The 14,157-nt window shown below is 41.3% G+C and carries 11 protein-coding genes; 9 read left to right on the top strand and 2 right to left on the bottom strand.

The features are described from left to right. The first annotated feature begins 137 nt into the window (after nt 1–137). From secA to BFS30_RS11385, 9 genes are all read left to right on the top strand, one after another. Nucleotides 138–3,452 (top strand): preprotein translocase subunit SecA, encoded by a 3,315-nt coding sequence (gene secA, locus BFS30_RS11345; RefSeq protein ID WP_069379401.1) that lies wholly within the window; start codon nt 138–140, stop codon nt 3,450–3,452. 69 nt (nt 3,453–3,521) lie between these two features. Then, nucleotides 3,522–3,968, top strand: a complete 447-nt coding sequence (locus tag BFS30_RS11350; protein WP_069379402.1) for an SPOR domain-containing protein — start codon at nt 3,522–3,524, stop codon at nt 3,966–3,968. Then, nucleotides 3,958–5,145: a M20 metallopeptidase family protein gene (locus BFS30_RS11355; protein WP_069379403.1), complete on the top strand. Its 1,188-nt coding sequence runs from the start codon at nt 3,958–3,960 to the stop codon at nt 5,143–5,145. Before BFS30_RS11350 ends, BFS30_RS11355 begins: the two co-directional genes overlap by 11 nt. Nucleotides 5,146–5,155: 10 nt before the next feature. Continuing rightward, nucleotides 5,156–6,091, top strand: a complete 936-nt coding sequence (locus BFS30_RS11360) for a hypothetical protein (RefSeq protein WP_069379404.1) — start codon at nt 5,156–5,158, stop codon at nt 6,089–6,091. A gap of 18 nt (nt 6,092–6,109) precedes the next feature. Then, the gene (locus BFS30_RS11365; protein WP_069379405.1) at nt 6,110–7,663 is read left to right on the top strand and encodes a serine hydrolase; all 1,554 of its coding nucleotides are present in this window, start codon (nt 6,110–6,112) and stop codon (nt 7,661–7,663) included. Nucleotides 7,664–7,668: 5 nt separating this feature from the next. Then, complete coding sequence (locus tag BFS30_RS11370) at nt 7,669–8,334, top strand: SGNH/GDSL hydrolase family protein (RefSeq protein ID WP_069379406.1); 666 nt, start codon at nt 7,669–7,671, stop codon at nt 8,332–8,334. 89 nt (nt 8,335–8,423) lie between these two features. After that, entirely contained in the window at nt 8,424–10,421 is a 1,998-nt protein-coding gene (gene dnaG / locus BFS30_RS11375) for a DNA primase (protein ID WP_069379407.1), read from the top strand. Beyond that, complete coding sequence (locus BFS30_RS11380) at nt 10,422–10,784, top strand: YraN family protein (RefSeq protein ID WP_069379408.1); 363 nt, start codon at nt 10,422–10,424, stop codon at nt 10,782–10,784. It abuts the gene before it with no gap. Nucleotides 10,785–10,791: 7 nt separating this feature from the next. Next, entirely contained in the window at nt 10,792–11,868 is a 1,077-nt protein-coding gene (locus tag BFS30_RS11385) for a glutaminyl-peptide cyclotransferase (RefSeq protein ID WP_237028740.1), read from the top strand. 18 nt (nt 11,869–11,886) lie between these two features. Here the strand turns inward: BFS30_RS11385 and BFS30_RS11390 are convergent, their stop codons facing one another. Together BFS30_RS11390 and pgi are read right to left on the bottom strand one after the other, a co-directional pair. After that, on the bottom strand, nt 11,887–12,417 hold the full coding sequence (locus BFS30_RS11390; RefSeq protein ID WP_069379410.1) for a DUF4251 domain-containing protein: 531 nt from the start codon (nt 12,415–12,417) through the stop codon (nt 11,887–11,889). A gap of 75 nt (nt 12,418–12,492) precedes the next feature. After that, nucleotides 12,493–14,139: a glucose-6-phosphate isomerase gene (gene pgi / locus BFS30_RS11395; protein ID WP_069382395.1), complete on the bottom strand. Its 1,647-nt coding sequence runs from the start codon at nt 14,137–14,139 to the stop codon at nt 12,493–12,495. Nucleotides 14,140–14,157 lie beyond the last annotated feature (18 nt).

Here is a 14,157-nt window from a genome sequence, read left to right on the forward strand (position 1 = left end):
TACTAAAGCAAAGTACAGGATATTTTGTAATTTTAGCGCCCGACAACTGCCATTCTGACTTATTGTTTGATATGGCTTGGTTGTTGTAATTTAGTCATTTTTCAATAAGTAATAAATAACAAACACAAACATAAAAGATGTTAGGATTTTTAACCAAGGTATTTGGAAGCAAATCGGAAAGAGATATCAAGGCATTACAGCCGATTGTTATCAAAATAAACGAAGAATATTCGAAGCTTTCTGTACTGAGCAATGATGAGTTGCGTAACAAAACAGTTTACTTTAAAGATGTTATTGCACAGGCCTTAACAGAGATTGACGGAAAGATCAGTGGTTTAAAAGCTGATGCTGAAGGTACTGATCTATCGCTTGCTGCAAAGACTGCACTATATGATCAGATCGATGAGCTGATCAAAGACCGTGATAAAGAATTAGAAGTTGTTTTACAAAATATACTCCCACAGGCTTTTGCAGTGGTAAAAGAAACTTCAAGACGCTTCTCTGAAAATGAGCAGCTGGAGGTAACTGCTACTCAGCATGACAGAGACTATGCTGCGCGTAAAAGCAATGTTAAGATACAGGGTGATAAAGCTTTCTGGGCAAATACCTGGGATGCTGCGGGTACTGAGGTGAAGTGGAACATGGTACATTACGATGTACAGTTGATCGGTGGTATGGTTTTACACAGTGGTAAAATCGCGGAGATGGCAACGGGTGAGGGTAAAACCCTGGTAAGTACATTACCAGCTTATCTGAATGCTTTAGCCGGACAAGGGGTGCATATCGTAACGGTGAATGATTACCTGGCACGACGTGACTCGGAATGGAACGGACCTTTGTTTGAATTCCATGGAATTAAGGTAGATTGTATCGATAAACATGAACCAAACTCTCAGGAGCGTAGAGATGCTTATCTGGCTGATATCACTTATGGTACCAACAATGAATTTGGTTTTGATTACCTGCGTGACAATATGTCGCAGACTCCGGATCAGCTGGTGCAACGCAAATTGCATTTTGCAATGGTGGATGAGGTCGATTCAGTTTTGATTGATGATGCCCGTACTCCTTTGATCATTTCCGGTCCGGTTCCTTTTGGTGATCAGCATGAGTTCCATGAACTGAAACCAAGAATTGAAAGATTGGTTGCTGCGCAAAGAGAATATGTAACCAAAGCTTTAAATGAAGCTAAAAAATTAATTAATGATGGTAAAGCCGGAACTGAAGAAGGAGAAGGTGGTCTGGCACTATTACGTGCACACCGTGGTTTGCCTAAAAATAAAGCACTGATCAAGTTTTTAAGTGAAGGAAGTGTAAAACAAACTTTATTGAAAACTGAAAACCATTATATGGCAGATCAGTCGAAGAACATGCCGAAAGTAGATTCGGAACTGTTCTTCTATATCGATGAGAAAAACAATCAGGTAGAACTTACTGAAAAAGGTATTGAGCTGATCACCAAATCTGGTGAGGATGCACATTTCTTTGTATTACCTGATGTGGGTACGGAGATTGCTGAAATTGAAAAATCCGCTTTGAGCAGCGAAGAGAAAATTGCTCAGAAGGATGCTTTGATGCGCGACTACTCGATTAAAGCGGAAAGAATTCACTCTGTAAACCAGTTGTTGAAAGCTTATACTTTATTTGAGATTGATGTGGAATACATCATTGATGAAGGAAAGATTAAAATTGTAGATGAGCAGACAGGACGTATCATGGATGGTCGTCGTTATTCTGATGGCTTGCACCAGGCAATTGAAGCAAAAGAAAATGTGAAAGTAGAAGATGCCTCACAAACTTATGCGACAGTAACTCTGCAAAACTTCTTCCGTATGTACCATAAACTTTGTGGTATGACAGGTACTGCGACTACTGAAGCTGGTGAGTTCTGGTCTATCTATAAACTGGATGTGGTGGAAATCCCTACAAACAGAGTGATCTCGAGAAAAGATCATCAGGATTATGTATACCGTACTGTTCGTGAAAAATATAATGCCGTAGCAGAAGAGATCGTTAAATTAACAGAGGCTGGCCGTCCGGTATTGGTCGGAACAACCTCTGTAGAGATTTCGGAATTGTTGAGCCGTATGCTAAAACTTCGTGGTATTAAACACAATGTGTTGAACGCGAAAATGCACCAGAAAGAGGCGGATATTGTTGCTGAAGCTGGTCAGGCTGGTCAGGTGACTATTGCCACCAACATGGCTGGTCGTGGTACGGATATTAAACTGGGCGCAGGTGTTAAAGAAGCTGGAGGTTTGGCAATTGTTGGTACAGAACGTCATGAGTCACGCCGTGTAGACAGACAGTTGCGTGGTCGTGCCGGTCGTCAGGGAGATCCGGGTTCATCTCAGTTCTTTGTGTCTCTTGAAGATAACTTAATGAGGTTATTTGGTTCTGAAAGAATCTCGAACATCATGGTGAAAATGGGAATCGAAGATGGTGAAGTTATTCAACATTCTATGATCACCAAATCTATTGAGCGTGCACAGAAGAAAGTAGAAGAAAATAACTTTGGTATCCGTAAACGTTTGTTGGAATATGATGATGTCATGAATTCACAACGTACGGTGATCTATGCCAAACGTAAAAATGCTTTGTTTGGCGAGCGTCTGGATGTGGACATGAACAACATGACATTTGACGTTGCTGAAGATATCGTTACAGAATATAAAGAAGAAGGAAACTTTGAAGGTTTTAAACTGGAAGTGATCAAGAACTTCTCTGCTGATACTTCAATTGATGAAGCAGAATTCAGCTCTAAAAATATTCATCACCTGACTGATAAGTTGTTTGAAGAAGTTACTTCTTTCTACGCCAGAAAATCAGATGCGATCATTCAGCAGGCCATGCCGGTATTGAATCAGGTATATGAAGAACGTGGAGAACATATAGAGCAGATCATCGTTCCTTTCACAGATGGTTTACGTAGTATTCAGGTTCCGGTAGGATTGAAAAAAGCAATTGATAACGGTGGCCGTGAGGTAACCAAATCTTTTGAAAAAACAATTGTACTAGCCCTGATCGACGAATCATGGAAAGAGCATTTACGTGAAATGGATGAATTGAAACAATCGGTTCAGAATGCAGTTTACGAGCAAAAAGATCCATTGATCATTTATAAAATGGAGGCTTTTAACTTGTTTAAAAATATGTTAAACGCTGTAAACAAAGAAGTAGTAAGCTTCCTGTATAAAGGAGGAATTCCTGTTCAGACTGATCCAAATGATGTGCGGGAGGCGCAGGCTGCAAGGCCGGTACCCAGTAGATTAAAGATGTCAAAACCGGAATTTGCAGGTCCGGAAGGTAGCATCGATGGTATGCCTATGGAAGATACCCGCGAGCTTGCTCCACAGCAACCGATACGCAAAGAAGTTACAACGGGAAGAAACGAGCCATGCCCTTGCGGAAGTGGTAAGAAATTCAAAAACTGCCATGGTGCGGGATTGTAATTTGTAATACACATATAGAATGCCGATTTTTGTAAAAAAAATTCGGCATTCTTTTTTTTAAGCCATTCCATGAAGATATTATTTACCGGCATATTTTGTTGTTTTTCCATTGCCCTGTTGGCTCAGGACAAAGGGTATGTAAAGATTGTTAAAGATCCTATGATCGACAGCCTGATTGCCAAACGTATTGCTTTAAATACGAAATCTACCTCCCCTGTTAGCCCTGGTAAGCCATCTACTGCCATTGTTTCGCAGATGGGGTATCGGGTGCAGGTTTTCTACGGTTCCGACAGACGCAAGGTCTTTAGTGAACAGGCCCGCTTCAGATCTGGTTACTCTTCTGTAAATACCTATATCACTTATAAAGAACCTAATTATTATTTAAGGGTAGGTGATTTTAGAACCAGACTGGAAGCCCAGCGCTTATTAAACGAATTGAAACCAATGTTCCCTACCTTGTTTATCTTCAGGGAGAAAATCAACGCACCTAACTTAGATTACAGCAATGACAATTAAAGATAAGATCCAAAACCTTTCAGCAGATATATATGATCAGGTAGTCGGTTACCGTCAGCACATTCATGCAAATCCAGAGCTTTCTTTTAAAGAATTTGAAACTTCTGCATTCATCAGGAAACAGCTGGAAGAATGGGGAATTCCCTATACGGAAATGGCAAATACTGGTGTGGTGGGAATCATAGAAGGAGAAATTCCTTCAGATAAAATCATTGCACTCCGTGCGGATATGGATGCACTTCCGATCATTGAAGCCAATGATAAACCTTATGCCTCAAAAAATCCGGGCGTCATGCATGCCTGTGGACATGATGTGCATAGCTCTTCTTTATTGGGGACCGCTTATATCCTGAATAGCATGAAAGCGGATTTCGGGGGGAAGATTAAACTGATTTTCCAGCCTGGAGAAGAAGTCCTGCCTGGTGGTGCAAGCATTATGATTAAAGAAGGGGTTTTAGAGAATCCTAAGCCGCAGGCGATCATCGGACAACATGTAATGCCGTTAATTGAAGCGGGTAAAGTTGGTTTCCGCTCAGGCATTTATATGGCTTCTACAGATGAATTATACGTTACGGTGCATGGTAAAGGCGGGCATGGAGCTCAGCCTCATCAGAATATTGATCCGGTATTGATTGCTGCACATATTGTGGTTGCCCTGCAACAGATTGTCAGCCGCAATGCAGATCCCCGTTTACCATCGGTACTTTCTTTTGGAAAGGTGCAGGCAAACGGAGCAACGAACATTATTCCTAATGAAGTAAAAATGGAAGGTACTTTCAGAACACTGAATGAGGAATGGCGTAAGGAAGCAAAAAAGCTGATGAAGAAAATGGCAGAAGGAATTGCAGAAAGTATGGGTGGAAGCTGTGATTTCAATATCATGAATGGTTACCCTTACCTGATCAATGAAGAAAAGCTAAGCGACAATGCCAGGGCCTATGCAGAAGATTATCTGGGTAAAGACAATGTACTGGATCTGGATATCTGGATGGCAGCAGAGGATTTTGCCTATTATTCTCAGGTTACCGATGCTTGTTTTTACAGATTGGGGACGGGAAATAAAGAAAAAGGAACCAGTTATTCGGTGCATACCCCAAACTTCGACATCGATGAGGACGCTTTAAAATTGTCAACAGGCTTAATGGCGTATATCGCCTTAAAGCAAATGGGAAATTAGATCCGTTCTGATGAAGAAAATACTGCTGTTAGCTGTTTTTTCCTTCTGTTATCTAAAAAATTCAGGTCAGGAAATCTCCCGGTTTAATCCGGATACCATAAAAACTATCCAGTTGGATTCGGCCGTTAATATCGTTGCCCAGAAATTTGGGGTGGAGACCTTTATCAATGCCATCATTACGGATAACAGTTTTTATCAGGCTTTTAGAAATATGAAGAAATATGGCTTCATTGCTGAAAACCGGATTTATACCTACAATAAAAAAAACAAGGTCGACGGTAAGATTTACAGGAAGATCCGGCATAACCCTTCCGGCCCCAAAAAAATGGAATACCTGGTAAAACAGGATACCGGGAAGGTGTATAAGAAAAACGGGAAATATCAGTTGTATACCATAGAAATGTTCGATTACATTTTTATGAATGCCTACAATTCTGAATTTGTTGCTGAAGGGCCAATGACGGCAGGTAAGGGTGGAGAAAGCAATGAGAGTTATAAGGATAAACTGAAGACGCTCATTTTTGCCCCTGGAAGGCCAATTAAAGGACTTCCTTTCATTGGCAGTAAGACCCAGATTTTTACAGCCAATATGCGACAGTATTATGATTACAGTTACCACAGTGGTACTTATCTGGATTCTATTCCGGTATATCGTTTTAAAGTAACAGTGAAGCCTGACCTTAGTAATGGAACTAAAGACGGACTGATGATCAAAGAACTGACGACCATTTTTGACAAACGGAATTTTGAAATCCTGGGCCGTTACGTCGATATGAAATACAGCAATATGCTGTTTGATTTTGATGTGCAGATGAACATTGAAATGAGCTATTTTGGTGGTGAAAAATTACCCACGAAAATCTCTTATCAGGGGAACTGGGATTACCCTTTTAAAAAAGAAGAAAGGGCGAGCTTTTTAATTGTGCATAAAGATTATCACAACTGAAATCTTTAACTTTATTTTATGAATAAATTCAGATTCCTCATTCCGTTATGTTTCCTTTTAATTGCCGGTATAGCTCCGGTAAATGCGCAGATACTTAGCAGCAAACAGGTCGATAGCCTGGTAGAAAAAACCCTTACGGCCTTTAACGTGCCGGGGATTGCGGTTGCGATTGTAAAGGATGGAAAAGTAATTCATGCTAAAGGATATGGTGTTCGTTCTCTCAGAACAAAAGAGCCTGTGAATGAGCATACTTTTTTTGGAATTGCTTCCAACAGTAAGGCCTTTACGGCTGCTGGATTGGGGATGCTGGTGGAGGAAGGAAAACTGAAATGGGACGATAAAGTGGTGGATATCATTCCTGGCTTTAAACTGTATAACCCGTACGTGACACAGGAGTTTACGGTAAGGGATTTATTGACTCACCGTAGCGGATTGGGCCTTGGAGCGGGGGATCTGATGATTTTTCCGGATTCTAACCGGGTGACTAAAGCGGAACTGATTCATAATATGCGTTACCTGAAACCTGTTTCGGGATTCAGGACGAAATTTGATTACGATAACCTGTTGTATATTGTAGCCGGGGAAGTGCTGGCAAAAGTTTCCGGAATGAGCTGGGAAGATTTTATCGAAACTAAAATCATGCGTCCGATAGGGATGACAGAAAGCTCAGCTGATTATCCAAGACTGAAAGATAAAAACAATTCTATTGACGCCCATACCTCCATTGATGGAAAATTAACTGTGATCAGTAAAGGTTTTCCTGAGATATCCAACGCTGCAGGGGGCATCTGGTCTAATGTGACGGAGATGAGCAAATGGGCCATCATGCAAATGAATGGTGGTAAATATGGACAGGATTTAAATAAAAAATTGTTTAGTGCTGAAGTTCACCAGGAGATGTGGAGTCCACAAACGATCATCGCAGGCTCGCCTTTCAATAGCTATGGCCTGGGTTGGTTTTTGGGCTCGGTTAATGGAAAACTACAGGTTTCACATACCGGTGGTTTAAGTGGCATTGTCACTCAGGTGACTTTAATTCCGGAAATGAAACTGGGAATTATTGTGCTGACCAATCAGGAGAGTGGTTATGCATTTACTTCGATTTCGAACTCCATAAAAGATGGGTATTTTGGTCTCAAAGGGAAAGATAGAATAGCAGCATATAGAGCTGCGGCTGAGTCTGATGCCGCGGAAAATAAAAAAGTAACCGATCAGGTCTGGGCAGATGTCGCTGCTGAAATGAAAAAAAATACGCAGAAGATTAATCTGAGCGTTTATGAAGGTTCGTTTACAGATCCATGGTTTGGCGATGTAACGATTAAAAACCAGGGGAACAAGCTTTTCTTCCAGTCGGTAAACTCTCCGAAACTTGGGGGAGAAATGGCCTTTTATAAGGGAAATACATTTGTTGCAAAATGGACGGACCGAAGTATGCATGCCGATGCTTTTGTAATCTTCTCTTTAGGTAAAGACGGAAAGGCTTCCGGTATGAAAATGGAAGCGGTTTCTCCTGCAACAGATTTTAGTTACGATTTTCAGGACCTTGATTTTACGCGGTCTGTTAAAAAATAAAGCCCATGAAACCAATTCAGAAATTAAGCCTTTTGCTGGCGCCGTTTGCGCTGCTTATTTTATTTACTTCTATGAACATCAAGCCTAAAAAGATTATCTTTTTTGGGGATTCGATCACCCAGATGGGCGTGGCCCCAGGTGGATATGTAGACCTGATCCGTAAAGCATTGGACCCTTTGAAATATGAAGTAACCGGTGCAGGAATTGGTGGAAATAAAGTTTATGATCTTTATTTAAGAATGGAGCAGGATGTATTGCTTAAAAAGCCTGACCTGGTGGTGATCTATATCGGGGTGAATGATGTATGGCATAAGCAGTCCATGCATACAGGAACGGATTATGATAAGTTTATTTCTTTTTATCAGGCATTGATCAATAAGATTCAGGCAGGAGGTGCAAAGGTGGTTTTATGTACACCGGCGGTGATTGGAGAGAAAAAGAACGGAGCGAATGAGATGGATGCTGATCTGGATAAATATGCTGCTGCAATAAGGGAGCTGGCGGTTAAAAATAAGTTGCCATTATGTGACCTTAGAAATTTGTTTAAAGACTATGGAGTACAAAACAACCCATCCGATCTGGCCAAAGGAATTTTGACAACAGATGGTGTACATTTGAACGATAAAGGGAATCAGACTTTAGCAGAAGCATTGTTGCCTTTAGTGAGGTAATAACAAACAGACTTCCTCAGGTGTGATCCTGGGTAAGCCGAAAGAGAATATAATAAGGGTGATTAGAGAAAGAGAAAAAACAATAGATAATGATTAACCACGATACCATAAACAAGATCATGGAAACCGTCCGTATTGAGGAGGTTGTAGGTGATTTTGTGTCTCTGAAAAAACGTGGTACCAGCCTGATTGGAAATTGTCCTTTTCACAATGAGAAAACGCCCTCTTTCCACGTTTCCGTGGCCAAAGGGATTTATAAGTGTTTCGGTTGTGGAAAAGGTGGGGATTCGGTCCATTTCATTATGGACCATGAGAAGTATTCCTATCCGGAAGCTTTAAAATTCCTGGCTCAGAAATACAATATTGAGGTTGAGGAAACGGTGCAGTCGCCACAGAATATCGAGGCACAGAATGCAAGGGAAAGTCTATACATTGTTTCAGAATATGCCGCAAATTATTTTGCCAATGAGATGTGGGCCGGGGAACAGGGCAGGGCAATCGGCTTAAGCTATTTCAAGGAACGTGGGTTCAGAGAAGATATCGTCAAGAAATTCCAGCTGGGTTATTCACCTGATGTCTGGGATGCGCTGATCCAGAGTGCGGTTGCTGCAGGCCATAAGGAAGAATATCTGGAAAAAACGGGCTTGTCGATCAGAAATGACAAAGGCAAGCTGTACGACAGATTCAGGGGACGGGTAATGTTCCCGATTCATAATTTTACCGGTAGGGTAATTGGTTTTGGCGGACGGACACTTAAGACGGATAAAAATGTCCCTAAATACGTTAACTCTCCTGAAAGTGACATCTATCATAAGTCGAACGTACTTTATGGCTTATATCACGCTAAAAAGGCAATCCGGGACACGGATAACTGTTACCTGGTAGAGGGATATGCAGATGTTCTGGCTGTACACCAGGCAGGGATTGAAAATGTGGTGGCTTCATCAGGTACTTCCCTGACTACAGAGCAGATTCGTCTGATCGGCCGTTTTTCTCAGAATGTAACCATCCTTTATGATGGAGATGCTGCAGGAATCAAAGCTTCGTTGCGTGGTCTGGACATGATCCTGGAAGAAGGGCTGAATGTTAAAGTGGTGCTGTTTCCAGACGGGCATGATCCGGATTCTTACATGCACCATGTGGGTTCAGGGGAGTTCAAAAAGTATATAGAAAATAACCGCAAGGATTTTATCCTCTATAAGGCCAGCATCTTATTGAAAGAAGCTGGTACAGACCCCATCAAAAGGGCAGGGATTATCCGGGACATTGTAGAAAGTATCGCCAAAATTCCGGATGATATTAAGGCTTCTATTTTCATCCGGGAATGTAGTGGCTTATTACAGGTTGAAGAGCGTATCCTACTATCTGAGCTCAACAAAATCAGGACTGCTAAATTCAAAAAATCGGGTGCCGGTTCTCAGGGACAAGGATCTTCTTCTTTTCAGCCGCAGAGTCAGGGACAAAACCAATATCAACCTTACCCGGACGGGCCTCCTGATAACCTGTTTGAAAACCCTGATTCCAGCTCAGAATTTGCGGAAACGCCTGTTGCGGAAGATAATGACTTATTGCAGGAGCAGGAAATCGTGAGGCTTTTGCTGGCTTACGGGCACGAACTGGTGAGCTGGGATAAGATCGATAACATGTATATCGGTTCTTTTATTATACAAAACCTGGCAGATGTAAGTTTCCAGGATGAGATTTGTAAAAGTGTCATTGATACTTACAGGGACGAAATTGAGAACGGACATTTGCCCGTTGCCAGCCAGTTTATCAACAATGAAAACCGTAAGATTGCGGAATTGGCGATCACACTTTCTACTTCCCCATATTCTTTGAGTGAAAACTGGTACAATAAACATAATATTTACGTTCGGGATGAGAGCATAAATCTGAAAGCAACCATTCTGGGTGGATTATTTCACCTGAAAAAGGGAAAAGTAGCCAGAATGCTGATGGATATTGCTAAAGAGCTTAAAACGGAAACTGATCCTGTTAATCAGGAAATACTGATGCAGCGGTTTGTCTTTATTAAGGGAGTGGAAAAGGAGATTTCTAAGTTTCTGGGGACGGTGATTCTGAAATAGATGGCAGTACACAATGAGCTGGGAAAACGTGGTGAGGAGATTGCAGCAGCATACCTGGAAAATGCGGGATACCGGATTTTAAATGTAAACTGGAAATACGCCAGGGCTGAAGTTGACGTTATAGCTGAACAGGAAGGAAAGCTCATTTTTGTAGAAGTAAAAACCCGGACTTCTACGGATTATGGACATCCGGAAGACTTTGTAGACAGAAAAAAGGAAAAGCAACTCGAATTTGCTTCAGCAGCCTACATAGAAATGAAGAACCATCAGGGAGAGGTTCGTTTTGATATTATTGCAATTGTTTTCGAAAATAAACACCTTTATAAAATTAATCATATTGAAGATGCATTCTGGCCAAGTTAAAAAAATCATGAGTTTATCGAAGTTAGCCCTGGCGGTAATTGTGTTATCGGGAATTACATTTGTGATTTCCTGTAAGGACAATGGCTCAGGGGGTTCCAGTGTTGGATTTAAGTTTCCTGAACAAGGGCAGTCCTTTGGCTTGGGTGAAGAGGTAAAGATCGCATTGGATGTGCCATCAGGAAAGAGTGTTACTGCTGCTTCCTATACACTGGATGGCAAACCTGTGGGCTCTAAAAATAATGGGGAAGCAATATCAGTGAGTACTGCCGGCCTTAGTCTGGGTTATAAGCTGATTACCGCGGTGATTGAAGAGGGAGGGAAAAAAGACACCCTGACCATTAATATCGAACTAAAATCAGCCCTTAAGCCTGTGCAATATACCTATAAGGTGGTCAATACCTTTCCGCACGACACTTCTGCCTATACACAAGGACTGGAATACCATGGCGGGAAATTTCTGGAAAGCACCGGACAGGAGGAGCATTCTACGTTAAGGTGGGTAGAGGTTAAGTCAGGAAAAGTATTACAGCAGACTAAACTTGATGATCAGTATTTTGGAGAAGGATCCAGTCTGGTTGACAATAAGGTGGTGATGCTGACCTGGCAAAACAGATTGGGTTTGGTGTTTGATGCAAAATCATTTAATCAATTGTCGACTTTCCCTTATCAGGCCAGTATGGAAGGATGGGGCTTGTGTTTTGATGGGAAACAACTGATCAAATCTGATGGAACGAATAAAATCTGGTTCCTGAATAAAGACAACTATAAAGAAGAAAGCTCGATAGAAGTATACAACAATGCCGGGCCCGTAGACAGGTTAAATGAGCTGGAGTACATTGATGGGAAGATCTATGCGAATGTTTATACAAAAAACGTGATTGTGGTGATCGATCCCAAATCAGGCGTGGTAGAGCAGGAAATTGATTTCTCAGGTCTGCTGCCTGCAGGTTATTACAAAGATGAAATCGATCAGGCAAACAATGTTCTGAATGGAATTGCCTGGGATAAAGATGGAAAGAGATTGTTTGTAACCGGCAAAAAATGGCCGAAAATGTTTGAAGTAAAAATCAGCCCTAAAAAATAGGGCTGATTAAGCTGTTAGTTATTTTTTATCTTCTTTAGGCTCAGAAATGAAGCCATTGAAAGAGATGGATTGCCTGTTGTTGCTGTTCACATTCAGTACCGCATATCCATTCTCTGAGACACTCAGGCTCATGCTTTGCACCTCTTTTGTATCTTTTGGGGCGATGTTAATGATCCAGCCGCCTTTTTTCCTTTTGGTCGTTTTATAGTCGAATTTTTTAGACTTAAACTTGATTCCTGAATCATTGGGGTCCAGGGAGGCGGTATAGGCGCGCCCATAATAAGGCAAATAAGCCTCTACACTGTCTTTATTGATTTTAAGCTGGTATTGAGAGCCGGAGAGTTGAATCATGCCTCCTCCTACATTGCCGGGCATTTTATTCAATACGGCATTCACATCTGCATTTGCCATAGGCATGGCTGAAGTGGCATTGAATATCAGGTGCTGATCTGCAACAAGTTGTGTAGTGGTTGCTTTATCTGTCTGAGCAATGGCCTGTACCGTACTGAAAACAATAAGTAGCGTTAATAATTTTTTTAATGTTTTCATGATTGTGTATTTTATTGTATTAGAACAAATTAGCGCTTAAAAGGTTTAATTCCAAGCGCTAATTTATCAGAGATTCTATCTCCAGCTCTTATACTGGTTGATCAGACCGTTTGTAGATCCGTCATGGGTAGCGACTTCCTGATCATCTTCCAGTTCCGGAAGGATGCTTTTAGCCAATTGTTTACCCAGCTCTACACCCCATTGGTCAAAACTAAAGATGTTCCAGATGATGCCCTGAACAAAGATTTTATGCTCATAAATAGCAATCAGACTGCCAAGACTGAAAGGGGTTACTTTTTTCAAAAGAATAGAATTAGTTGGCCGGTTTCCTTCAAAAACCTTGAAAGGAGCCAGTTTTTCTATTTCTTCCGCAGTTTTGCCTTCTTTTTTAAGTTCTTCGGTTACCTGTTCTTTGGTTTTTCCATTCATCAGTGCTTCTGTTTGTGCAAAGAAGTTGGACAATAGGATGGGATGGTGATTTCCTAAAGGGTTTAAGCTTTGTGCCGGAGCGATAAAGTCGCATGGAATTAGACGCGTTCCCTGATGGATCAACTGATAAAAGGCATGCTGACCATTGGTTCCAGGCTCACCCCAGATGATCGGACCTGTTTCATAAGTCACATCATTTCCGTTCCGGTCTACGTGTTTACCATTGCTTTCCATATCTCCCTGCTGGAAATAGGCTGCAAACCGGTGCATATACTGATCGTAAGGTAAAATAGCCTGGGTTTCTGCATCAAAGAAATTGATGTACCAGATGCCGATCAATGCCAGAATAACGGGAACATTAATTTCAAATTCTGCAGTTTCAAAATGTTCATCAGCAGCATGTGCACCCGCAAGTAATTGTTTAAAATTGTCATAACCAATGCTCAAGGCAATAGGAAGGCCGATGGCACTCCATAGGGAATATCTTCCACCTACCCAGTCCCAGAATTCAAACATATTCTCGGTATCGATACCAAATGCAGATACATCTTTTGCATTGGTGGAAAGGGCAGCAAAATGTTTCGCCACATCTGCCTGTTTTGCACCGCTATTTAAGAACCAGTCCTTTGCACTGTTGGCATTGGTCATGGTTTCCTGAGTGGTAAATGTTTTGGAAGCAATCAGAAACAGGGTGGTTTCCGGATTTACTTTCTTTAAGGTTTCTGCAATATGTGTTCCGTCGATATTAGAAACGAAGTGCATGTTTAAATGGTTTTTATAAGCTTTTAGCGCTTCTGTAACCATAACAGGGCCTAAATCAGAACCGCCAATTCCAATGTTTACCACATCAGTAATGGTTTTTCCGGTATATCCTTTCCAGGATCCGGAAATGATCTCTGCACTGAATTTCTCCATTTTTGCCAGGACGCGGTTAACTTCGTCCATGACATTTTTACCCTCTACAAGAACCGGAGTGTTACTTTGGTTACGTAAAGCCGTATGTAATACCTGTCTGCCTTCCGTCTGATTGATTTTATCGCCATTAAACATCGCTTTAATCGCTTCATCTAATTTACATTCCCTCGCCAGCTGAATTAATAAAGCCATTGTGGTATCGTTAATCCTGTTTTTCGAATAGTCGATCAGGATGTCTTCAAATACCAGGGAGAATTTCTCAAAACGGGTTTCATCTTCAGCAAAAAGATCCTTCAGACTCTTCTCATTGATGTCAATAAAATGATCGGTAAGGTATTTATAAGCCTCAGTTTCTGTAAAGTTTATCGTTGGTAGCATCATATTAGTGTTTTTGTA

The sequence above is a fragment of the Pedobacter steynii genome (assembly GCF_001721645.1).
In the GTDB taxonomy this organism is placed as follows: domain Bacteria; phylum Bacteroidota; class Bacteroidia; order Sphingobacteriales; family Sphingobacteriaceae; genus Pedobacter; species Pedobacter steynii_A.